Consider the following 23149-nt stretch of genomic DNA (forward strand, 5'->3'; position numbering starts at 1 on the left):
GTTTATAAAATGTAGAGAAATAATTTTATAAAATTTTGGTGTGTTTGAAATGAAATAATTATGAAAATAGGAAATATCGCAGCCCGTCGAACAGTAATAATTATAATCTTTTTATTATGTTCGGTTGATCTGACTTTAGGAGGAGAATTGACTCCTAAACAGAATGTTTTTCAGAATGAATTGATTAATTTCTTGAAAGAAGAAGGATTCTTTTCCAATCAAAAGGATGGATCAAATGTCATTTATTTTAAAAAAGAAGGAGTGCTGCACTGGATTACTATTTCAGATGAGGAACCGTTTTTTATAACATTTAGTCGACGTGGATTTTCTTTAGTGGGACCAGATGCTTATAAAAAGGAATTAATGTTGGAAATTTGTAATGAAATTAATGCAACTCATAAATGTGTAAAAATGTATTGTGAAGAAAATACTGCTGTTCTTCAAATAGAACAATATGTGTCTAGCATGAAGGAATATATGCAAGTATTTTATTCAAATCTAAAAGCTTTAGAATCAGCCAATGATGTTTTTGAGAAGCTTTATGATGATAAAAAGCCTGTGGTCATGTCAGTATCTCAGCCGGTTGTAAGTACGATACGAAAGAATTTTGATAGTGTGTTTTTTCCCGTTTTGGGTGTGTATTTGGGAAAAACAACGACGATTGAGTTGCGGAATAAAGGACAAAATCCAATAGATGAACAAGGGATTACATATAATATTGAAGGAGTAATCTTTAAGGATACTGATGGAGATGCTATTATTGATTATATGTATATTACGAGGTCTACTATTATGCCACAACAATGGATAAAAGCTTTTAAATTTGAATGGGAGTTACCTTATAATTCGTGGTTATTGCGATTAAAAAGAGCTGATTTAAAGCCAAATGTTTTAGAAAAACCTAAAATTATAGGGTTTGAAGGACGTAAAGTGCTGAAAGCAAAGATAAAGGCAATTTCTAATAACAATCTTTTGGAGTTTACATTTGATTTTGATAAGGGGAATCCGAAGGGAAATAAATCGGTTTCAATTTTTAGAGATAATTCTTTATATAGTATTTCTGTAAAGACCAAATAGTTAAGACTGAAAATGTCTTATTTTATTGAGAAACTTTATATTATAATTTGGAAGTAAAATATGTATATGAAAATGAAACTTGAATTCATGCTATTGGCGGGGGTATTATTTTTAATCTCATGCCAAAACTTGCATAATTATGAATGTGATTATTTTAGTATTAGAATTCCTGATTCTTGGAAATTTGAGATAGAACAACTTCCAGTCAGTTCCTCAAGGACAGCTTATATCATTATCACATTCCAATAGGGAGGACATAATAGATGTGATGGCAATGGTTATGTGCATGAATCAACAAATAAATCCTACTTTACTATTGGATCAACAAGTTATTAAAGCAAAAATTCCCCTTTTTAATAAAGCTTTGTTCAAAAATGGAATTGAAGAATCTTCTTTTATAGGCAGAGAAGTCATGAAGGTCTCATTCGAAAACGATCTATATGGCAGATGTTACGAGGGTAATGCGTATGCTTTTTGTGAAAATAATGTTACGTTTTTATTTATTGAACTATGGTTAAAAGGAAATAGTTCTGAGTTTCTTTCAATGTGGAATACATTAGAAATAAAAACATGTGACCATATAGAAAAAGAATATACAAACATTAGAGAAGAGGCTAGTCAATACCTTAGTTCGATTAAGGATCTTGTCAAAGGTGATAAAGTTGATGATAACCTCTATGCGCAAGACATTATTTTAGCTGATAATGAGAATCGTCTGATTTACTCTTATAAGATTTCGAATGTGAGAAGAAGTGATTTTAAAGAAGAAGAACTTAGCAAAATGCGAGAAGTAGGAAAGAATCCACTATTGAAAACATAAAAGCATATAGGAACAATGTAGAATTCATAACTAAGTGTATGGATCCTAATTTTAGCTTCCAATATATTTATTATGATATTGATGGACAATTTCTCTATGATTTTGTATTATTACCTAAGGATTATGATTAATACTTTTTTATGGAAACATTTAGCCCCAAAGACAAAGTAGTTGATATTATTAAAGAATATCCTACAACAAGAATTTTATTTGATGAGGTAAGTCATTTTGATGACACAGCTTCAGTAGAAGATTTTTGCTTTAAAAACTCTATTGATATTTTTTCCTTTTGGAATAAATTGTCAAAAGAAATGAGGATACAAACGGAAGATAAACTACGGCTTGATTCTATTGCTGAGCAACAAATGAGAGAGGAGAAAATATTGGCTGATAGAGATCTGGAAAGATATAAGCGGACACATAGGAATCTTTTCTGTGAAGAAACAAAATATATGCCTAAACGTCGAAATGTTTTTGTTTCTTTTTTATCATCATTTTAAATCTACTTTGTTCTGTTATTAATTTTTTCCCTAAATGGGCATGGGGTACCTATGCCTGCACTGATTCTTCACAGTTATTAGTTTATTATTTCTGTGGCATAGGTAATATAGTTGTCGTAGTAGGAATGCTATTGTTGTTTGCTTGGAAGAGAATTGGTTTTTGGATATTGTTAACCGCTTGTATACTAGCTTCTTTTGCATCTATTGCAATGGAGTCTATTCCTTTCCAACTAATAGGATTGCTAATTTGTTACTTAGTTTTGAAACTGAAACGTGATGGTATTTCTTGTTGGGATAATTTGGAATAATATTCATAAATTTTATCCAAAAGAAGGAAAAAGAATAAAATAAACAAGAACTAAAGTTACATCCTATTCATAAAAATACTATATTTATTGCAGCTAGAGAGCACTTTAAGTAATGCTTAAGACAGAAAACGAAAAGTAGTATATATGCTATATATTTTCTATTATTAATTACTTAAACACATTTTTTATGGAAGCCAAAAAATCAAAAAAGGCTGCAATTGAGAATCAAAGAGGTTCTTGGTTGTTGATGGGTTTGGTTGTTGTGCTTGCTTTCATGTTCGTATCGTTCGAATGGACACAGCATGATGTAAGAGTTGCGGCAGTATCATCTGATGATGAATCCATCTTTGTAACGGAGCTCGTTCCAATCACATTCCCTGAAGAGAAACTGGAACCGCCTCCTCCACCGGAAACTAAAGTAACAGAATTGTTCGAAATAGTAGATGATACCGAAGAGGTGACGGATAACGTTTCAGTAGTACCAGACAATGTGAATGAACCTTACAAGGTTGTTTGGGTACCGCCAGTAGTGGAAACTAAAGAAGTTGAGGAAGATGTTATTCACGTAAGTGTAGAAATCATGCCTGAATTTCCTGGTGGTTCAGCTGAATTGCTGAAGTATTTGAGTAGTCATATCAAATACCCGACAATGTCTCAGGAGATGGGCTCACAAGGACGCGTAATTGTTCAGTTTGTTGTAGACAAAGACGGATCGATTACTAATCCGACAGTTGTACGAGGGGTAGATGCTTACCTGGATAAAGAAGCTATCCGTGTGATAAGTGGAATGCCAAAGTGGAAGCCCGGAGTGCAGAACGGTAAGAAAGTTCGAGTAAAATATACTGTACCTGTAGTATTCAGACTGCAGTAGTTACTTGAAATAAATGATTAAAAGGGTCGGTCCACCGCGGGAGCCGACCCTTTTTTCAATAAAATAATATATCTTTGCGTCACGAACAAAAAAATGAAAGACTGGTTTATGAATCTTCTGTATTACCTAAAAAGACCTTTTATCTGGCTCTCCCGTTTCCGCTACCGTTGTGGATATGGTGTGCACTCTCCTTTTGCTTTCAGTCTGATCACGGACGTGATTTATGAGAAGATGCCTTATTATGCATACGACCTGCTGAAGGTGGAACAGAAAAAGCGAATCACAACACAGGGGTGGGAGAAAGGAATACCAAGAATCAACCGTCTGTTGTTCCGCCTGGTGAATAAAGTGCAACCGGCCACTATCATAGAAGTAGGAAAGCCCTCGGCAGCCTCTTTATATTTACAGTCAGCCAAACCTTCTGCCGGGTATCTTTTTGCTTCTGACTTATCAGAGCTCTTTCTGGATGCCGATACTCCGGTAGACTTTCTGTATCTGAATGACTATCGGAATCCGGCTTTGCTGGAAGAAGTTTTTAACATCTGTTCCCGTCGGACTACTCCGAATAGTTTGTTTGTCGTTCATGGGATCTGCTATTCAAAGGCAATGAAAAATCTTTGGAAACAGTTACAGAATGATGAGCGGGTGGGAATCACTTTTGACTTGTATGATGCAGGCTTGCTTTTTTTTGATACAACAAAGATTAAACAGCATTATATCGTCAACTTCTGATCACCTTTATACGTTAATCTTATATATAGTAATGATGAAAAATAGACGTTTATGAAAAAAAGCCTTGTATATACAAAGACCGGTGACAAAGGAACTACCAGTCTTGTTGGCGGAAGCCGCGTTCCGAAGACCCATATTCGTTTGGAAGCATACGGAACAATTGACGAACTTAATTCCCATCTGGGATGGCTGAATACGTATTTGCTGGATGAGGCAGACCGGGATTTTATCCTGAGTATACAGCATAAGCTATTCTCTATCGGTTCACATCTGGCAACTGACCAGGAAAAAACACAACTGAAAGCCGCCAGTATCCTTACTCCGGAAGATGTGGAACGCATCGAGCGCGAGATTGATAAGCTGGATGAACAACTGCCCGAACTTTGTGCCTTTATCATACCTGGAGGTAGCCGTGGAGCGGCTGTTTGTCATGTGTGCCGTACGATTTGTCGAAGAGCCGAACGTCGCATTCTGACTCTGTCCGAAACTTGTACAATTTCTCCCGAAGTGTTAGCTTTTGTCAACAGATTATCAGATTATTTGTTTGTTTTATCCCGAAAAATTAATTTTGATGAACAAAATAGTGAAATATTCTGGGATAATAGTTGGAAATGATAGATTTTATTATACTTTTGCCGAAAAATAGAAAATAAGTATTCACTTTTTAATACTCAAGATTATGTATTGGACATTGGAATTAGCATCGAAACTGGAAGATGCTCCCTGGCCGGCGACCAAGGACGAATTGATTGATTACGCTATGCGTTCGGGTGCTCCTCTTGAAGTGATAGAGAATCTGCAAGAGATGGAAGATGAAGGCGAAATCTATGAGAGTATCGAAGATATTTGGCCGGATTATCCTAGTAAAGAAGATTTCTTTTTTAACGAGGAAGAGTATTGATTTAGAAAAAGAAACCGAACATATAAAAATACCCGATAGCTTTCACACGGCTATCGGGTATTTTTTATTCTCATACAATATTAAAAGACCGGCATCTGCCAGATGAATCCTACCGAAATCCGGTTGGTACTGTAATTCTCTTGTCCCAGCACTTTGGCACGGGAGGTGAAGTCATAAGAACGTCCTACATAGGTCACGAAGAAATGCAGGTTGGTTTCCATCGGATAAAATTCGATACCTGCCAGATACCCCCAGGAGGTACGGTAGTTACCTTTTTCTATCCCTTCGGAGGCTTTGGTTACGGAAGCCGTTTCATACATTCCTTTCACGAAGGCATTCCATTTCGGGAGGAAACGGTAGTTACACTTGGCTACTACGGATAAATAACCTGTATCAAACGCATTGTGTCCGCCCGGGCGACCGACGATGCCGGTGATAATCCCTTTACGGTCAATCTCTTCTTTTGAGTACATGAAGTCGACAAAGGCGTTCCACTTTCCGAGATTCAGTTCATTTCCTACAGCATAGTAATACATATTATGATCTTTGGCTTCGTTCATCACAGAGGCCGACCAGCGGGTTTTAAATACATTATTAAAAATTGCCAATCCAGTTTAAGGTATAGACCAGCGGCATTTTTCCGGATTTCAGATCGGGGAGATTACCCTCCGCATCCTCTGTGATTCCGTAAGTGTTGTCGAAAGAGCTATTGCGGCTGTTCAATATCTGCAGATTAAGTTGCTGATCGGGAGTAATGTTATAACTTGCATTCAGACCGGTCAGGAAGTTACTCATGTAATCGATCATATCACAATATTGATAGACATCGATCGGGTTGAGGTCAAACTCGAAGCCGCCATAGTTGGCACTTTGTTTACCGGCAAACAGGTTGAACTTATCGTTGAGCTTGATACCGATGCCTGCCCAGTCGATGGAGGTCGGGAGGTTGTCTATCATATTGTTTCCGTCGTTCGAGCGGTTGAGACGCTGGCGGTAACGGTAAGAAAGCCAGTTGTTGATATTTCCTTTCGCTTCGATGCGGAGTTGGTGCATATTGAAGTCACCTTCCTGAAATCCATTCTGGAAATGAGCGTCAAAACTTCCTTGCATATTCAGATATAAGTTGAACTTATCCGTTTTCTTTTTTACGTCTGTCAGTTCCTCGAAAAGAGGAGTGTTTGGGGAGAACTTTTGGGCATACATTGCCTGTATGCTACCCGCAAGGAGTAGCATAAACATTAATTTTTTCATAAGTAGGTCCGGTTTTTAGTATTCGTTAAAGTATTCCTGAATTTGTTTCCAGTCCGTGGTTTTGGTCAGCGCAAGCATCAATAGTACACGTGACTTTTGTGGATTCAATTCTTGAGAGGCTACAAACTGATACTTGGCGTCATCCACTTCCGCATCAAGAGTGGTAGGACCAGTCGGTACGCGGGAAGAACGAACGACTACAATGCCTTTTCTGCGGGCGTCTATCAATGACGGAAATATGTTTTTATGGATATTACCGTTTCCGACTCCTGCATGAATGATTCCTTTATATCCGTTGTTGAGCAACGGAGTCATCATATCGGCTTCAATATTGGAATAGCTGTATACGATGCCGACTTTGGGCAATGAAGTCAGTTTGGTGACATCAAATACGGATTGGGTGGTATGTTTCTTCAGTGTGATCTGATTATAACATACTTTACCGTTCAGTACATATCCCAATGCGCCGGAGTTGGGAGCCTGGAAAGTCTGTACATCGACCGTGTTCATTTTAACTACGCTTTCTGCACCTAGAATCAGACCGTTCATGGCAACCAGTACACCTTTGTCTTTTGATTCTTTAGCTGCAGCGGTAACTACTGCATTATAAAGATTCAGCGGACCGTCGGCACTTAATGCTGTAGAGGGGCGCATGGCACCTACCAATACAACAGGCTTGTCACTTTTGACAGTCAGATTCAGAAAGTAAGCAGTTTCTTCCATCGTATCCGTTCCATGAGTGATCACGATTCCGTCGATATCCGGTCGTTTCAATAACTCGTTGATTTTCTTGGCAAGTGTCAGCCAGACTTCGTCATTCATGTCCTGTGAACCGATTCTCACAATCTGTTCGCCGGTTACATTGGCGATATCTTTGATTTCGGGGACTGCATCCAGCAATGCACCGATAGCAACTTGTCCTGCCGTATAGCTGGTGCCCGTAGCCGAGCTTCCTGTTCCGGCAATGGTTCCTCCGGTAGCAAGGATGTGGATATTCGGTTTTGCGGCAAATGCCATTGTTGCGGATAATAGTAGTGTTACTACTACCAGGCCTAATTTCTTAATTTGTTTCATAACTGAAATGAGTTTAGGTTAATAATATATTAGAATATTTGAATAAAGAGCAGTCCTAAAACAATAGCGACTACGGTAGATACCAGTCCGGGCATCATAAACGAATGATTCAACACATATTTACCGATTTTTGTTGTCCCGGTGCGGTCGAAATTAATGGCGGCTACGACAGTCGGGTAATTCGGGATAAAGAAATATCCGTTCACTGCGGGGAATAAGGCAATCAGCATATACGGAGAAATACCTAACGCGATGCCCAGCGGCATCAATGCCCGCACCGTGGCCGCCTGGCTATACAACAGGATAGACATGACGAACAGCGCAATACCGAACAGCCATGGCATCTGCCGCACGATTCCTTCGATGGAAAGAGTGAGCTGTGCCATATTGCCCTGAAGGAAAGTATCACCCATCCACGCAATACCGAAGATGGCGATAACAGCCTGCATCCCGGCAGGGAATACAGAACCCTGCGTTGCTTTGATTCCATCCGTCTTGGTTACTATAAGGATGATAGCGGCTGCCGACAACATTACGATCTCGATAATGGAGGACATACCGAGCGTGACGATTTCTCCATCGATGAGGAAACTGGGACGCATACCTTCAAAAGATCCGAAAAGGACGATAAAAGCAGTTGCCAATATAAAGATGAGTACGGAAAGCATGGCGGAACGTTTGTTCTTGACATCTTTAATCTCTATCTTCTTGTCATTGAAAAGACCTTCTTTCAAGCGTTTCTGATATTCGGGATCCTCTATCAGTTCCTTGCCGACTTTCATGGAGAATAAAGCGCCGACCAATACTCCGATGATAGTGGCGGGAATCGTAATTTTAAGAATATCGAATAATGTAATGTCGAAACCTGCCAGTAACCCGAGCAAAGCTACCGTTGCAGCAGAGATGGGACTGGCTGTAATAGCCTGTTGCGAAGCAATCACAGCAATACCCAGCGGACGTTCCGGACGAATCTTTGTTTCGGTAGCTACCTCAGCAATCACGGGCAATACGGAATAAGCTACATGCCCGGTTCCGGCAATAAAGGTGAACAGATAAGTCACCAATGGGCTGAGCAACGTGACGTGCGAAGGATTTTTGCGTAGCAAATGTTCTGCCAGTTTCACCATATAGTCCAGTCCGCCGGCTGCTTGCATACAGGAGGCAGCGGAAATAACGGCGGCAATCATCAACATAACGTCGATAGGTGGTGCGGTGGGTTGTAAACCAAAAACAAACGTGAGTATTCCCAATCCTACTCCTCCCATGACACCGAGTCCGATGCCTCCCAAACGTGCGCCAATAATAATGGCTGTCAGAACAAATGCTAATTGTAATATCATTGGTTGTTGTTTTATAAGTTCCTAACAAAGATAAAGGATTTATCTTCGTTTTTTCTCTGTTTCTAAGATAAACAACAAAAAAGTTATTGAATAGTTTTTGCATATTTATTAAAACAATAACATCTCTGACTGGTTATTATATCAACTAACGAATGTGTTATTGTTATAAAACAACCGATATGGAACAGAAATTATCAAAAAAAACTCGTACAGAGAGCGACTTGATAGGTAGTCGTGAAGTGCCGGAAAGTGCATTGTATGGAGTACAGACACTCCGTGGTATTGAAAACTTTCGCATCAGCAAGTTTCATTTGAATGAGTATCCCCTGTTTATTCAGGCATTGGCCATCACTAAAATGGGAGCTGCCGTTGCCAACCGTGAACTGGATTTACTGACTGAGGAACAGACGGATGCCATACTGAAGGCTTGTAAAGAAATACTGGAAGGAAAACATCATGACCAGTTCCCTGTAGATATGATTCAGGGAGGGGCCGGAACCACTACCAACATGAATGCCAATGAAGTGATTGCCAACCGTGCACTGGAACTGATGGGACACGCACGCGGAGAGTACCAATACTGCTCGCCCAACGATCACGTCAATCGTTCGCAATCTACCAATGACGCGTATCCTACAGCCATTCACATTGGTCTGTATTATACCCATCTTAAATTGGTGAAACACTTTGCAACACTGATCGAGGCTTTCCGAAAGAAAGGAGCGGAGTTTGCACACATTATTAAGATGGGACGTACCCAACTGGAAGATGCCGTACCAATGACACTTGGACAAACTTTTAATGGATTCGCCAGCATTCTGGAACACGAACTGAAGAATCTCGATTTTGCCGCACAGGATTTTCTGACGGTCAACATGGGGGCGACAGCCATCGGAACCGGAATTACCGCCGAACCGGAATATGCGGAAAAGTGCATTGCTGCCCTGCGCAAGATTACCGGACTGGATATCAAACTGGCAGATGACCTGATAGGCGCTACTTCGGATACTTCCTGCATGGTAGGATATTCTTCGGCCATGCGGCGTGTAGCTGTCAAGATGAACAAGATCTGTAATGATCTGAGGCTATTGGCTTCCGGTCCTCGTTGCGGACTGGGAGAAATCAATCTGCCTGCCATGCAGCCGGGGTCTTCCATTATGCCGGGAAAGGTGAACCCTGTTATTCCCGAAGTCATGAATCAGGTTTCTTATAAAGTGATAGGAAACGACCTTTGTGTAGCTATGAGTGGAGAGGCTGCACAGATGGAACTGAATGCGATGGAACCTGTCATGGCACAATGCTGTTTTGAATCTGCGGATTTGTTGATGAACGGTTTTGATACATTGCGTACCTTATGTATTGATGGCATCACAGCCAATGAAGAAAAATGCCGTCGGGATGTACACAACAGTATCGGAGTAGTGACCGCACTGAATCCCGTAATTGGCTATAAACATTCTACAAAGATAGCGAAGGAGGCTCTGGAAACGGGTAAAGGAGTGTATGAGCTGGTGCTGGAACATAACATTCTTTCCAAAGAAGACCTGGATACGATCTTGAAACCGGAAAATATGATTAAACCGGTGAAACTGGATATTCATCCGAATCATTGATTCATAGGGGTAAAATGAGAGGCCAGCCTGTTAATATAGGCTGGTCTCTGTGTTTTGTATCATTAGTGTATTTTATATATTTAATCTTGGATTCTTTTTCATCTACTCGTAAAAAAAACGAAATAAATAAAGGAAATAAATTGATAATGTCTGTTTTTTAGTATATTCGTAAAAAGTAGTGTACATACAAAGCAAAACTAAAAGAATACAAATTAAAAACAGCGATTATGAAAAACAGACCTTTTGAGAATTTTGACTTTACAGACTTCTGGGATGATGATGAATATGCTATGAATGAATATATTGGCGCGCCTCCTACAGAAGAGATGATAGAAGAAACAGAACGTGAACTGGGATACAAACTCCCCGAATCTTATATTTGGCTGATGAAGCAGCATAACGGTGGAATACCTTTCAATGTTTGTTTTCCTTGCGACGAGCCTACCAGTTGGGCGGACGATCATGTGGCTATCACCGGCATTATGGGAGTTGATAAGGATAAGATATATTCTCTTTGCGGACAGCTCGGCAGCCGTTTCATGATTGAAGAATGGGGGTATCCGGATATCGGAGTGGCCATCTGCGACTGTCCTTCTGCGGGACATGATATGATTTTTCTTGATTATCGGGAGTGTGGTCCGCAGGGTGAACCGAAAGTCGTTCATGTCGATCAGGAAGATGATTATTATGTTACTTTCCTTGCCGATAACTTTGAAAAATTTATTCGGGGACTTGTTAACGAAGATGTCTTTGATACATCGGAAGAAGATGAAAGAATGGAGCTGGAAAAAGTTCGGAACGCAGCTTTCTCACCGCTCTTGTCCGATTTGTGCGCAAAGTGTGATCATCCCGTGGATACGGAACGGTGGATTCGGAAGATATCGGAAGAAATAGTAATCGATAAGGGATTCTTTGCGCTTCATGCCGACGAACGTTCTTATCTGCTTTACGATATCCAGTTGTGGCTTTACACCAATGCTTATCCCGATACGACGGAAGAAGATTACCTGTCTGCCTATAAAAAGATAATAGCGCTGGACGGTGAGTTCAGTACGGGAGGATATGCTTCGGACTTTGTTACCGATTGGCTGACACGACGCAAGGAGAGCGGTATGGTTACGTGTAATGACGGTATTCTTTCGATGGCAGCGGGAACTAAGGAGGCCTTGCTGGCAAATCGGGATAAGAGGTGATTCGCATATTATTTTTCCGGTAATCCATTATTTTTTGTAACTTCATAAAATATTTCTTCGTCTTGATTGTCTGCTAGAGTAGAGAGCTCTTTCAGATAACAAGAATAATTAATTAAAAATCGGAATATAATGGTTACAAAAGATTGTGATAAAGGATGTAGGGGAAAACATAGTCGTAAGTTTCCTTTTTTCAGGAATCCATTTGTTTTTGTAGTTCTTTGGTTGGTTTTGGCAGTAGCCATAGGAGCCATCATCATGTTATTGTGGAATTGGCTGATGCCGGTTATCTTTGGTTTGCCTGTGCTCAGCTTATGGCAGGCATTGGGATTGTTTGTCCTGACTCGTATTCTTTTTGGGAGCTTCGGCTTTGGTCGTAGAGGAATGCCAGGACGGGGTGGGAATCCGGTTCATGAAAAATGGATGCATATGACTCCTGAACAGCGCAGAGAATTTATAAAGAAAAGGAAACATATGGGCTTCGGTCCGTGGGACAGAGAACGTTTCTTTGACAGGGAGGATTTTGGCAGGAATACGGATGCAGACTTTGGTAAGAGTGCTGATGTAACTCAAGGAAAGGATGTCCATATAGCCCCCTCAGTAAAAAATGAATAGGCAAAAGGGGCACGAAGGCGATGTGGAGCGGCTGATAGTAGAACATCAGCCGCAATTGAAAGCCTTTATCCATCGAAGGGTTTCCAGTAAGGAAGATGCGGAGGATATATTACAAGACGTATTTTATCAGTTGGTGAAGGCTGTCAATAACACAATGAATCCAATTGAGCAGGTGACGGCATGGCTTTATAGAGTGACGAGAAATACGATTATCAACAAAGGAAAAAAGAAAAGTGAGGAAGAGTGGCCTGTTTCTCAGTATGAAGAGGAAGAGAGTGTTTTGAGTGACTTTTCAACGGTACTTTTTGCCGATGATGAACTGGCACCTTCGCCCGAAACGGAATATATGCGTTCGTTAGTGTGGCAGGAACTGAAAGTGGCACTTGCCGAATTGCCTTCTGAACAGCGGGAAGTTTTTGAACTGATGGAACTGGAAGGATTTTCGGTGAAAGAAGTGTCGGAATTGATCAGTGTCCCTGCCAATACGGTGCTTTCCCGTAAACATTATGCTGTTAAATTCCTGCGTAAACGTTTGGAAGGTTTGTATAATGATATTCTTACTTACTGACCATTCTTATTTAACTAACTATTCTCTTCCTTTTGTCTGCCGTCCGGCAGATGCTCAGACAGATGTGTGTATGGAAATATCTGTATCGGTGTCTCTTCGGAGATGTCGGCAGGAGAAGGTCTGTGCCTGTTCGGACGGCAGCTGTTTATAGAATAACTTTAAAATGAAAAGAAAAATGAAATATAGTATTTTATTGGTTTTGTTGTTGATCGTCTCTTTGAATGCTTCGGCTCAGATGTTCAGTGGGCGAGTGCTGGATGATCAGAAAATTCCTGTGCAATATGCTACAGTTGCGTTGTTGTCTGTAGCGGATTCTTCGCTGATTAGCGGAACTGTCACGGACGAGCAGGGGATTTTTAAAATAGAGGTTTCTGAGAGTAAGCCTTATCTGTTGGCTGTGTCTTATGTGGGATATAAAAGGAGTATTCAGAGGCTTATGCCCTCTATCATCGGTGATATCGTGATAATTCCTGACGACAGGATGTTGGATGAAGTGGTCGTCACACAGCATCTTCCTTTGTATCGGTTGGACAACGGTGGGTTAACGACAAAAGTTGAAAATACCATTCTGAGTAAAGCAGGTACTGCGATGAATGTAGCCGAACTCCTGCCGGGAGTTTTGAAAAGGCCGGATGGTACGTTGGAAGTTTTGGGAAAGGGAACTCCGCTGATTTATATCAATAACAGGGAAGTTCGTCATTTGGATGAGCTTGACCGGCTGAGTGCTGAGAATATAAAGCAGGTAGAGCTGATCACGAATCCTAGCGCGGAATATGGAGCAGCGGTAGGAGCTGTGTTAAAACTGAAAACGGTCGGAAAGAAAATCGATGGCTTCGGCATAGGATTGCGCTCAGTAGCGGATTATTCATATAAGATAGGTAATAACGACCAACTGAATGTGGAATATCGGCAGAATGGGCTGGACTTATTCGGAACTTTCCAGTATCGTCTGCAACATTTGAAGGAAACAGGGGAGACAGTACAAATGACGGATGTAGATACTTTGTGGAAACAAAGGACTCATTCTACAGATTTGGGAAAGAATATCAGTTACTTCGGGCAGTTTGGATTCAACTATGAGATTAATAAAAATCACTCCTTTGGCGCGACTTATGAGTTGACATCTGCTCCGCGCGATAAAATGAGTAATGATAACCGGACAGAAGTATATGCCGATCATGAACTATATGATGTGTGGAATACCAATGCGTTTTCAATTGAGAAAACATATCCGACGCATCATTCTAATTTCTACTATCATGGTGATATAAATAGTCTGGAGATTGACTTGAATGCTGATGTATTGGTGGGGAAAAATAAGGAAGAAGAGAACATCAAAGAACTGAGTCTGAACTATGACGATCTCTCTATGACGACCTTTAGCGAAACCAGCAATAAACTATATGCGGGTAAACTGGTTTTGGCATATCCGTTGTTCAAAGGAAGGATTTCGGGAGGAAGTGAATATAGCTATATACACCGTATAAGTGATTTCTCGGGTTTTGGAAATCAGATACTCGGAACCAGTGATAAAATCAGGGAGAGGAATCTTGCTTTCTTTTTGAATTGTACTTGGAGTTTGGGTGGAATTGATGCTTCTGCCGGCCTTCGGTATGAAGATGTAAAGTCCGATTTTTATGAAAACAGTATTTATCAGTCCGACGAGAGCAAACATTATCGTAATCTGTTTCCTTCGTTATCTTTAAAAGGCTCGGTGGGAAAAGTGCATTGGGGATTGGGTTATCACATTCAAGTGGCCCGTCCTTACTATGAGCAGCTGAAAAATGAAATCCATTATGGGAATCGGTTTACTTATCTGGGCGGAACTCCCAATTTGCAACCGACCTATATACATACCGCTGAAATGCGGGCGGCTTACAGGGATTTGCAGCTTTCCGTAGGATACAATCGTTATAATGATGATATTCTGTTTTCCATCGAACAAGCGACTTCCGATCCGAAGATTACTCTTATTAAGTTCCGCAATGTTGAACACAGGGATGAAATGACAGCTTCTTTGGTGTATTCTCCCGGCATTGGTTGTTGGCGACCGGAATGGGTTGCTTCTGTTCAGTCTCAATGGTTCAACATCGGATATCTGGATGGGACGAAGAATATGAATGGGATAACAGTAGGGATTCGCTGGAATAACTCATTTCAGTTGCCAATGGGATATATTTTTCGGTTAAATGGAACTTATACAGGCAAAGGAGTATATCAGAACAGTTTTACACGGCCTGTAAGTTGCTTCGGGGTAAGTATCTATAAGTCATTCTTTAACGGGCGGCTGGATTGTACAGTAGAGGGCAATGATTTGTTTCATACGGTAAGAGATGCGACTACCCAGTATGACAACAAGGTTAAGATATACCGTGAAACTCAACGGAACACACAGGAGGTTAAGCTGACGGTACATTATAAGTTTAATCTTCAGAAAAGTAAATATAAAGGTACAGGAGCCGGACTGGATGAACAACAACGACTCTGAAACGAACAAAGAGCAATAATTTGTGTTTATTTATTATAAATATATATCTTTGTCCCGAATTATAAACACGTAGATTTATGAAAAAGATTTTTGGTGCTTTAATGATTGCCGTATGTATCGGTATGGCGATGCCTGCCCAGGCACAATTACATTTTGGTGTAAAGGGTGGTTTAAACTTGTCTAAAGCAAGCTTTTCTGATGTGAAAGAAAACTTTAAAAAGGATAATTTTACAGGTTTCTTTATCGGTCCGATGGCGGAATTCAATATCCCGGTTGTGGGATTAGGAGTCGATGCGTCTTTGCTTTTTGCTCAAAGAGGTATAAAAATCTCTGATGGAGGTGAAGAAGCTACTGTCAAGCAGAATGGCTTGGATATTCCGGTCAATTTGAAATATAACATCGGCCTGGGAAGTCTGGTAGGTCTTTATGTGGCTGCCGGTCCTGATTTTTACTTTGATTTTGCCGGTAATAAGACAATAGACGGAGTAAGAACCGATAAAAAGAAAGCTGAAGTCGGTATCAATGTCGGCGCAGGTGTGAAGTTTCTGAATCATCTGCAAGTAGGAGCTAATTATAATATTCCGTTGGGCAAGACTGCCAGCTTTGAAGACATTGAAGGCTCATACAAAACCAAGACTTGGCAAGTATCCGTTGCTTATATATTCTAAGCTATCCGTTACTTTTTATCATAAAAAGAAAGAGCTTCCGATAGAGGAGGCTCTTTTTTTTATTCTAAGGTATTTTGTTTAAGATACTGGTCTGTAAACTTGAATCTATTTTATTAAATTCCGGTGTACAGACTATTTTTCTTATCAGTGTTCCCTTCCCTCTTTTAAATCCCCATTTTTTTATTGTACTTTTGTGCTTGCAATGAAAAAGTATGTAGATGTCATATTACCATTACCGCTTCCGAAGTACTTTACCTATTCCCTGCCGGATGAATGTGCGGAAGAAGTTGAAATCGGATGCCGTGTGATAGTTCCTTTCGGACGGAAGAAGTTTTATACAGCTATCGTTCGTAATGTTCATTATTGTGCTCCGACGGAGTATGAGGTGAAGGATATATCTGCATTGCTGGATGCTTCTCCTATTTTATTGTCCACTCAATTTAAGTTTTGGGAGTGGCTGGCAGATTACTATCTCTGTACACAAGGAGACGTTTATAAAGCGGCACTTCCTTCCGGTTTGAAGTTGGAGAGTGAAACGATTGTAGAATATAATCCCGATTTTGAGGCAGATGCACCGTTGTCGGAAAGAGAGCAGCGTATTCTTGATTTGCTTTCAGTAGATTCTCAGCAATGTGTCACGAAACTGGAGAAGGAGAGTGGCATGAAAAATATCCTCACAGTCATCAAATCTCTGCTGGATAAAGAAGCTATCTTTGTGAAAGAGGAATTACGTCGTACTTACAAGCCAAAAACGGAGGCGAGAGTGCGATTGACCGGTTCTGCTGATGAAAAGCGGCTTCATATCTTATTTGATATCCTGTCCCGTGCTCCGAAGCAGTTGGCGTTGTTGATGAAATATGTCGAGTGTTCGGGAATCCTTGGAAGAGAAACACCGAAAGAAGTTTCGAAAAAAGAGCTGTTGCAACGTGCAGGAGTGTCTCCTTCTATTCTGAATGGCTTGGTGGAGAAAAAGATATTTGAGATTTACTTCCATGAAGTCGGCCGGCTGAACCAGGAAGTGAAGGAGGTCGTAGAGTTGAATGCCTTGAACGAGTTTCAGCAGCGGGCGCACGATGAGATCGTGCAATCCTTTCAGGAGAAAAATGTCTGCCTGCTTCATGGAGTCACATCCAGTGGAAAGACGGAAGTATACATTCATCTGATAGAAGAAACGATTCGTCAGGGGAAACAAGTATTGTATCTCTTGCCTGAAATAGCATTGACTACTCAAATCACAGAACGCCTGCAACGGGTATTCGGTTCTCGTTTGGGGATTTATCATTCCAAGTTTCCGGATGCCGAACGGGTAGAGATATGGCGGAAGCAACTGGGAGAAAAAGGATATGATATCATCCTTGGAGTCCGTTCTTCCGTATTTCTTCCTTTCCGTGATCTGGGGCTGGTGATTGTAGACGAAGAGCATGAGAACACCTATAAGCAACAAGACCCTGCTCCCCGCTATCATGCACGGAATGCGGCTATCGTACTGGCTGCCATGTATGGAGCAAAAACGCTTCTCGGCACTGCTACCCCCTCCATAGAAACATGGCAGAACGCAAGGAACGGAAAATATGGATTTGTACAACTGAAAGAACGATATAAAGAAATTCAGCTGCCGGAGATTATTCCGGTGGATATCAAAGAACTGCATCGCAAGAGGCGGATGGTCGGACAGTTCTCGCCGTTGCTGATACAATATATGAAAGAAGCACTGGAACAGAAAGAACAAGTCATTCTTTTCCAGAACCGTCGCGGATTTGCACCGATGATAGAATGCCGTACTTGCGGCTGGGTGCCGAAATGTAAGAACTGCGATGTGAGTCTGACTTATCATAAAGGTATCAACCAACTGACCTGCCACTATTGCGGATATACCTATCAACTGCCGAAGTCCTGTCCCGCCTGTGAAGGAACAGAACTGGTCAACCGCGGTTTTGGTACGGAAAAGATTGAAGATGACATCAAAGTCCTTTTTCCGGAAGCGGCTGTCGCCCGAATGGATTTGGACACTACCCGTACCCGAGCTGCCTACGAGAAGATTATTGCCGACTTTGAACAGGGAAAGACGGATATACTTATCGGTACGCAAATGGTATCGAAAGGTCTGGACTTTGATCACGTAAGTATAGTGGGTATCTTAAATGCGGACACCATGCTTAATTATCCGGATTTCCGTTCTTACGAACGTGCTTTCCAACTGATGGCACAAGTAGCGGGACGAGCCGGGCGTAAGAATAAACGCGGGCGGGTGGTACTGCAAACGAAAAGCATTGATCACCCCATTATCCATCAGGTTATCGGTAATAACTATGAAGAAATGGTAGACGGTCAGCTCGCCGAACGGCAAATGTTTCATTATCCCCCTTACTATCGGTTGGTGTATGTATATCTGAAAAACCATAATGAAGCTTTGCTGGACCAGATGGCTGCGGTCATGGCAGATAAACTAAGAACCGTGTTCGGAAACCGGGTATTGGGACCGGACAAACCTCCCGTTGCCCGTATCCAGACATTATTCATCAAAAAGATAGTGTTGAAGATCGAACAGAATGCCCCGATGGGACGTGCGCGGGAATTGCTACAACGTATCCAGAAAGAGATGCTGGAAGATGAGCGCTATAAATCCTTGATTGTCTATTATGATGTAGACCCGATGTAGCACTTGATACAGACCTAATATTTTCCTTATAATAACCTTTATAAATTAACTAACCATGAAACGACTTACGATTTATTGCTTAACATGTCTTATTGGTGTGAGTCCTCTTTTTGCCCAGCAAGGAGTGACGCAGTGTGGAACCCCTACGGGGCAACCGAAATTTCCAATTGAAACTTATCAGGAACTGCCCGATCCTTCTTCCCCCTCTGATAAAGACTGGGCAGCAGTTACCATCCCTCAGATTTCCTGGGGAACTATTGACACCCGCTATGCGAAGCATCGGCTTCCCCAGCTGAAAAAGCAGCAGCTTACCACTTTAAAAGGCTGGCGTGGCGAACGTGTAAACGCGCAGGCTGTTGTCTGGACCGGCACTGAGGTGAAAGATCTGAACTTCAGCTTTACCGATTTTAAAGATAAAAAAGGGAATAGCCTTTCGGATGAGGCGTTTAAAGCCGGTTTCATCCGTTATGTAATGACCGATGAACTGAATAAAGATGGCAGAGGCGCGTGCGGTCACCGTCAAGCAGTGGATTACGATTCGTTGTTGGTAGCCGACCCGATTGATACGAACTTGAAATCAATGTCTGTTCCGGCACGTACCGTTCAGCCTATCTGGGTGCAATGCTGGATTCCTCAATCGGCTACTCCCGGAACCTACAAGGGTGCTTTGCTGGTAAAAGACGGTTCCCGTCTGTTGCAGCAGCTTAATCTCGAAATCCTCGTTTCTTCCCGTGAACTTCCTGCACCGTCCGAATGGGCTTATCATCTGGATTTGTGGCAGAGCCCGTTTGCCGTAGCCCGTTATTATCAGGTTCCCTTGTGGAGCCAGGAGCATCTGGACGCTATGCGCCCGCTGATGAAAATGCTGGCAGATGCCGGTCAAAAGATTATCACAGCCACTTTGACACATAAACCCTGGAACGGTCAGACTGAAGATTATTTCGAGACGATGGTTACATGGATGAAACGTGCCGACGGTACTTGGGCTTTCGACTATACGGTTTTTGATCGCTGGGTAGAGTTTATGATGAGTGTCGGTATCGATCAGCAGATTAACTGTTACTCTATGGTTCCCTGGGAATTATCTTTCCAGTATTTTGATCAGGCAACAAATTCATTGAAGTTTGTAAAGACAGCACCGGGAGAACCTGCTTATGAAGAAATGTGGGTTGCGATGCTTACTTCTTTTTCCAAGCATCTGAGAGAAAAAGGATGGTTTGATATTTGTGCGATTGCGATGGATGAGCGTCCGATGGATGTAATGCAGAAAACGTTGAAAGTAATCCGTAAGGCAGATCCGGAGTTTAAAGTTTCACTGGCCGGTAATTATCATGCTGAGATAGAGCCGGACTTGTACGATTATTGCATTGTTATCGGACAGAACTTCCCGGAAGAAGTGCGTCTCCGCCGTGCGGCCGAGAATAAACGTACCACCTATTATACTTGTTGTACGGAAGCACATCCCAATACATTCACTTTTTCCGACCCTGCTGAGGCTGCATGGGTGAGTTTCTATTCTTCGAAGAAGCATCTGGACGGCTATCTGCGTTGGGCATACAATAGCTGGCCTTTGGAGCCGTTGCTCGATTCACGTTTCCGCACGTGGGCGGCAGGAGATACTTATCTCGTGTATCCGGGAGCCCGTAGCTGTATCCGCTTCGAACGTCTGATCGAAGGTATTCAGGCACATGAGAAAATAACGATTCTTCGTCAGGAATTTGAGAAGAAGGGAAATAAAGCCGGATTAAAGAAGATAGAGAAAATGCTGGCCCCGTTCAATTTGGGTAATATGCCGGAAATACCGGCAGCCGTTACCGTAAACCGGGCCAATCAGATACTTAATTCGTTTTGATAATAGAAACGAATGAAGCCTGTCAATTATTAAACGTAAATTATGAAGAAAATATTATTTGTCTGCCTCGGAAATATCTGCCGTAGCTCTACGGCGGAAGGAGTAATGCTTCACCTGATCAAAGAAGCCGGACTGGAAGAAGAATTTGTGATTGATTCCGCCGGAATCCTGTCTTATCATCAAGGCGAATTGCCGGATAGCCGGATGCGTGCACACGCTGCCCGTCGTGGTTATCAACTGGTTCATCGCTCCCGTCCGGTGCGGACAGAGGACTTTTATAATTTTGATCTGATTATTGGCATGGACGACCGTAACATAGATGATCTGAAAGAAAAAGCTCCTTCTACGGAAGAGTGGAAAAAGATTCATCGCATGACGGAGTACTGTACCCGCATTCTCGCCGACCATGTCCCCGACCCCTACTATGGAGGGGCCGAAGGATTTGAATATGTGCTGGATGTACTCGAAGACGCTTGTGCCGGTCTGCTTACTTCTTTAACTCAGGATAACTGATCCGTGTGTGATAAGCGATTTTCAGCTTTTCTTTGAATACCGTCTTGATGGTCGCAATGTCCTTGAAAGTGATAGGGCACTCTTTGAAATAACCTTCAGCAACTTGGGAGTCAATGATCTTGTCGACCAAGTTGCTGATAGTTTCTTCCGTATATTCCGGCAGACTGCGTGACGCCGCTTCGACAGCATCCGCCATCATCAGAATAGCTGTCTCCTTTGAGAAAGGATTAGGACCCGGATAGGTGAACAGTTCTTCATTCGGTTCCTCGTCGGGGTGCTCGTTCTTCCATGAGATATAGAAGAACTTCGTTTTCCCCCGTCCATGATGGGTGCTGATAAAGTCTTTGATAACTTTCGGCAGATTATGCTTGTCCGCCAGTTTCAATCCGTCTGTCACATGACTGATCACGACCTGGGCACTTTGCTCATAATTCAGATTCTTATGAGGATTGACGCCTCCCGACTGATTCTCCGTAAAGAAAGCGGGATTCTCCATCTTGCCGATATCATGATATAAAGCTCCGGTACGTACTAATTGACTTTTCGCTCCAATACGGATCGCTGCTTCTGCCGCCAGATTGGCTACCTGCATAGAGTGCTGGAAAGTTCCGGGCACTGTTTCGGACATCTGTCGGAGAAGATCACTGTTGATATTGGAAAGTTCGACCAAAGTCACATTAGAGGTAAAGCCGAACGTCTTTTCCAGCAGAAACAGCAACGGATATGTAAACAGCAGCAGAATACCATTAATAAAGAAATAGGTATACATCCGTGCATTCAACTTAGAGAAGTCATTGGCAAGTCCATTCTCGGTCATTAGCTCGAATGCGAAGTAAATAGCCGCATAAGTCAGTATCACCAATAAGGCCGTGCGGAAGAGCTGTGACCTCTGCGAAAGTTCCCTTAAACTGAAAATGGCAACTAATCCGGCAGCCAACTGCGTCAGAATGAACTCATGCGGAAAACGCAGGGATATAGAGCAGATTAATATCGTAATGACATGCGTCAGGAAGGCAGTTCGTGAATCGAGGAAAACCCGTATGATGATGGGCAGCATCGCATACGGAATCATATATACATTAAATATATTATGTGATACCATGAAAGCTGTTACCACACTATAAAATACAATCAGTGTAAACAGTAACGACAGGCTGCCTTTGCGCTCATAATAATCTTTTCGGAACAGGTCGAGATAGAGCATAAAGCAAAGCATCAGCATACCGACAAACAAAATCTGCCCGCCAAGAATCAAGCGGCTCTGATCAATGGATTCACTTCGCTTGATGGACTCTTTGCGTAATGATTCCAGAATATTGTACGTTTCCGGGCTGATGATTTCTCCACGGTCTATAATTTTCTGCCCGCTGACGACTAATCCGTTGGCCCAGGAATAGTTGTTCAGCATTTCCTCTTTGGCGGTCTGTGTCCGTTGTTGGTCGAATGTGAGATTGGGAGTGATGTATTCGTTTAATGAACATTGTCTCAGAATCTCACGGTTGAAGTGGGTCGTATCTGCGGATAGCAAGTACTCATAAGCTTTTTTGACCGTATATATATGATCGGTAGGCTTGGAGTTGGCGAGTTTATCGTCGATGATCATGATTGCCGAAGTACTGTCCTTGTGGAGTTCTTGTATGTTTTCTGTCGAAACGATGCCCTCTCCGTATATTTCTTTTAATGTCCGTTCGATGTATCGCAGATAATCTACGGAAGGAAGTATACCTTTCAGGTGAGTATGGTAATTCTCTTTCAGCTTGGCGATTGCGTCTTTCTCTACTTGTTTGTCAAGCAGATAATAAGGTTGGAAGGAAGCCAGCAGACTATCCTGTTCCCGGTTCACCACTGCGTCGTCTTTATAGATCGGAAAGTCAAAAGTGGCTATCAACTGCCCGTACTTCCAGGGCTTGTTTATGTCAAACTGATAGTTGAATTTTCCGTCACGTGGCAGGAAATAGACAATCAGTGTCACTGTCGCTACAAACAGCAATGATTTATATAATATATCTCTTCTTGAGAACCTCTTTTTCTTCTTCATATGTTCCATACGCATTGAAATTTTTGCGAAAAGTACAAAAAAAAACAATAGTGTGGAAAAAAAGGTTTAAT

Annotated in this window: 19 protein-coding genes and 1 pseudogene; 16 read left to right on the plus strand and 4 right to left on the minus strand. The window is 41.9% G+C overall.

Features of this window, described 5'->3' with window-relative positions:
* Positions 1-60 precede the first annotated feature (60 nt).
* From HMPREF9007_RS27775 to HMPREF9007_RS10640, 7 genes are all read left to right on the plus strand, one after another.
* A complete protein-coding gene (locus HMPREF9007_RS27775; RefSeq protein WP_225651354.1) occupies positions 61-1077 on the plus strand; it encodes a hypothetical protein in 1017 nt (338 codons plus the stop codon).
* Between the two features lie 286 nt (positions 1078-1363).
* A complete protein-coding gene (locus tag HMPREF9007_RS10665) occupies positions 1364-1897 on the plus strand; it encodes a sulfite reductase (RefSeq protein ID WP_224200497.1) in 534 nt (177 codons plus the stop codon).
* A gap of 140 nt (positions 1898-2037) precedes the next feature.
* The gene (locus HMPREF9007_RS10660) at positions 2038-2397 is read left to right on the plus strand and encodes a hypothetical protein (RefSeq protein WP_008762004.1); all 360 of its coding nucleotides are present in this window, start codon (positions 2038-2040) and stop codon (positions 2395-2397) included.
* A gap of 495 nt (positions 2398-2892) precedes the next feature.
* Positions 2893-3576, plus strand: coding sequence for an energy transducer TonB (locus HMPREF9007_RS10655; RefSeq protein WP_008762005.1), 684 nt, complete (start codon positions 2893-2895; stop codon positions 3574-3576).
* A gap of 108 nt (positions 3577-3684) precedes the next feature.
* Positions 3685-4308: a hypothetical protein gene (locus tag HMPREF9007_RS10650; protein WP_022470196.1), complete on the plus strand. Its 624-nt coding sequence runs from the start codon at positions 3685-3687 to the stop codon at positions 4306-4308.
* A 51-nt stretch (positions 4309-4359) separates the two neighbouring features.
* Positions 4360-4923: a cob(I)yrinic acid a,c-diamide adenosyltransferase gene (locus tag HMPREF9007_RS10645; RefSeq protein WP_008762007.1), complete on the plus strand. Its 564-nt coding sequence runs from the start codon at positions 4360-4362 to the stop codon at positions 4921-4923.
* A 64-nt stretch (positions 4924-4987) separates the two neighbouring features.
* Positions 4988-5209: a DUF2795 domain-containing protein gene (locus HMPREF9007_RS10640; RefSeq protein WP_002558131.1), complete on the plus strand. Its 222-nt coding sequence runs from the start codon at positions 4988-4990 to the stop codon at positions 5207-5209.
* 80 nt (positions 5210-5289) lie between these two features.
* Here the strand turns inward: HMPREF9007_RS10640 and HMPREF9007_RS10635 are convergent.
* The 3 genes and pseudogenes from HMPREF9007_RS10635 to HMPREF9007_RS10625 form a co-directional block, all read right to left on the minus strand.
* Positions 5290-6460 (minus strand): annotated as a pseudogene (locus HMPREF9007_RS10635) (porin).
* 15 nt (positions 6461-6475) lie between these two features.
* On the minus strand, positions 6476-7534 hold the full coding sequence (gene ansB / locus HMPREF9007_RS10630; RefSeq protein WP_008762008.1) for an L-asparaginase 2: 1059 nt from the start codon (positions 7532-7534) through the stop codon (positions 6476-6478).
* Positions 7535-7563: 29 nt separating this feature from the next.
* Positions 7564-8874 (minus strand): anaerobic C4-dicarboxylate transporter, encoded by a 1311-nt coding sequence (locus HMPREF9007_RS10625; protein WP_008762009.1) that lies wholly within the window; start codon positions 8872-8874, stop codon positions 7564-7566.
* Between the two features lie 179 nt (positions 8875-9053).
* Between HMPREF9007_RS10625 and HMPREF9007_RS10620 the strand changes: the two genes are divergently transcribed.
* The 9 genes from HMPREF9007_RS10620 (at position 9054) to HMPREF9007_RS10580 (ending at position 21040) form a co-directional block, all read left to right on the plus strand.
* A complete protein-coding gene (locus HMPREF9007_RS10620; protein WP_008762010.1) occupies positions 9054-10487 on the plus strand; it encodes an aspartate ammonia-lyase in 1434 nt (477 codons plus the stop codon).
* Between the two features lie 227 nt (positions 10488-10714).
* A complete protein-coding gene (locus HMPREF9007_RS10615; protein WP_008762011.1) occupies positions 10715-11680 on the plus strand; it encodes an SMI1/KNR4 family protein in 966 nt (321 codons plus the stop codon).
* 129 nt (positions 11681-11809) lie between these two features.
* Entirely contained in the window at positions 11810-12292 is a 483-nt protein-coding gene (locus HMPREF9007_RS10610; RefSeq protein ID WP_008762012.1) for a hypothetical protein, read from the plus strand.
* Positions 12285-12860, plus strand: a complete 576-nt coding sequence (locus tag HMPREF9007_RS10605) for a sigma-70 family RNA polymerase sigma factor (RefSeq protein WP_008762013.1) — start codon at positions 12285-12287, stop codon at positions 12858-12860. The genes HMPREF9007_RS10610 and HMPREF9007_RS10605 overlap by 8 nt, the downstream gene beginning before the upstream one ends.
* 175 nt (positions 12861-13035) lie before the next feature.
* The gene (locus HMPREF9007_RS10600; RefSeq protein ID WP_016268841.1) at positions 13036-15348 is read left to right on the plus strand and encodes an outer membrane beta-barrel family protein; all 2313 of its coding nucleotides are present in this window, start codon (positions 13036-13038) and stop codon (positions 15346-15348) included.
* A gap of 77 nt (positions 15349-15425) precedes the next feature.
* Complete coding sequence (locus tag HMPREF9007_RS10595) at positions 15426-16016, plus strand: porin family protein (RefSeq protein WP_008762015.1); 591 nt, start codon at positions 15426-15428, stop codon at positions 16014-16016.
* 202 nt (positions 16017-16218) lie between these two features.
* Positions 16219-18675, plus strand: coding sequence for a primosomal protein N' (priA, locus tag HMPREF9007_RS10590; protein ID WP_008762016.1), 2457 nt, complete (start codon positions 16219-16221; stop codon positions 18673-18675).
* Positions 18676-18730: 55 nt separating this feature from the next.
* Positions 18731-20527 (plus strand): DUF4091 domain-containing protein, encoded by a 1797-nt coding sequence (locus HMPREF9007_RS10585; RefSeq protein WP_008762017.1) that lies wholly within the window; start codon positions 18731-18733, stop codon positions 20525-20527.
* Between the two features lie 42 nt (positions 20528-20569).
* A complete protein-coding gene (locus tag HMPREF9007_RS10580; protein WP_008762018.1) occupies positions 20570-21040 on the plus strand; it encodes a low molecular weight protein-tyrosine-phosphatase in 471 nt (156 codons plus the stop codon).
* Here HMPREF9007_RS10580 and HMPREF9007_RS10575 read toward each other — a convergent pair.
* Positions 21015-23087 (minus strand): HDIG domain-containing metalloprotein, encoded by a 2073-nt coding sequence (locus HMPREF9007_RS10575; protein ID WP_008762019.1) that lies wholly within the window; start codon positions 23085-23087, stop codon positions 21015-21017. The two genes, HMPREF9007_RS10580 and HMPREF9007_RS10575, sit on opposite strands and share 26 nt — an antisense overlap.
* Positions 23088-23149: the final 62 nt, after the last annotated feature.

It is taken from the genome of Bacteroides sp. 1_1_14 (genome assembly GCF_000162515.1).
In the GTDB taxonomy this organism is placed as follows: domain Bacteria; phylum Bacteroidota; class Bacteroidia; order Bacteroidales; family Bacteroidaceae; genus Bacteroides; species Bacteroides thetaiotaomicron.

Bases quoted from the DNA above. Each gene is read 5' to 3' on its own strand.
- HMPREF9007_RS27775 (WP_225651354.1), top strand. From the start codon at position 61: ATGAAAATAGGAAATATCGCAGCCCGTCGAACAGTAATAATTATAATC.
- HMPREF9007_RS10665 (WP_224200497.1), top strand. From the start codon at position 1,364: ATGAATCAACAAATAAATCCTACTTTACTATTGGATCAACAAGTTATT.
- HMPREF9007_RS10660 (WP_008762004.1), top strand. From the start codon at position 2,038: ATGGAAACATTTAGCCCCAAAGACAAAGTAGTTGATATTATTAAAGAA.
- HMPREF9007_RS10655 (WP_008762005.1), top strand. From the start codon at position 2,893: ATGGAAGCCAAAAAATCAAAAAAGGCTGCAATTGAGAATCAAAGAGGT.
- HMPREF9007_RS10650 (WP_022470196.1), top strand. From the start codon at position 3,685: ATGAATCTTCTGTATTACCTAAAAAGACCTTTTATCTGGCTCTCCCGT.
- HMPREF9007_RS10645 (WP_008762007.1), top strand. From the start codon at position 4,360: ATGAAAAAAAGCCTTGTATATACAAAGACCGGTGACAAAGGAACTACC.
- HMPREF9007_RS10640 (WP_002558131.1), top strand. From the start codon at position 4,988: ATGTATTGGACATTGGAATTAGCATCGAAACTGGAAGATGCTCCCTGG.
- ansB (WP_008762008.1), bottom strand. From the start codon at position 7,534: ATGAAACAAATTAAGAAATTAGGCCTGGTAGTAGTAACACTACTATTA.
- HMPREF9007_RS10625 (WP_008762009.1), bottom strand. From the start codon at position 8,874: ATGATATTACAATTAGCATTTGTTCTGACAGCCATTATTATTGGCGCA.
- HMPREF9007_RS10620 (WP_008762010.1), top strand. From the start codon at position 9,054: ATGGAACAGAAATTATCAAAAAAAACTCGTACAGAGAGCGACTTGATA.
- HMPREF9007_RS10615 (WP_008762011.1), top strand. From the start codon at position 10,715: ATGAAAAACAGACCTTTTGAGAATTTTGACTTTACAGACTTCTGGGAT.
- HMPREF9007_RS10610 (WP_008762012.1), top strand. From the start codon at position 11,810: ATGGTTACAAAAGATTGTGATAAAGGATGTAGGGGAAAACATAGTCGT.
- HMPREF9007_RS10605 (WP_008762013.1), top strand. From the start codon at position 12,285: ATGAATAGGCAAAAGGGGCACGAAGGCGATGTGGAGCGGCTGATAGTA.
- HMPREF9007_RS10600 (WP_016268841.1), top strand. From the start codon at position 13,036: ATGAAATATAGTATTTTATTGGTTTTGTTGTTGATCGTCTCTTTGAAT.
- HMPREF9007_RS10595 (WP_008762015.1), top strand. From the start codon at position 15,426: ATGAAAAAGATTTTTGGTGCTTTAATGATTGCCGTATGTATCGGTATG.
- priA (WP_008762016.1), top strand. From the start codon at position 16,219: ATGAAAAAGTATGTAGATGTCATATTACCATTACCGCTTCCGAAGTAC.
- HMPREF9007_RS10585 (WP_008762017.1), top strand. From the start codon at position 18,731: ATGAAACGACTTACGATTTATTGCTTAACATGTCTTATTGGTGTGAGT.
- HMPREF9007_RS10580 (WP_008762018.1), top strand. From the start codon at position 20,570: ATGAAGAAAATATTATTTGTCTGCCTCGGAAATATCTGCCGTAGCTCT.
- HMPREF9007_RS10575 (WP_008762019.1), bottom strand. From the start codon at position 23,087: ATGGAACATATGAAGAAGAAAAAGAGGTTCTCAAGAAGAGATATATTA.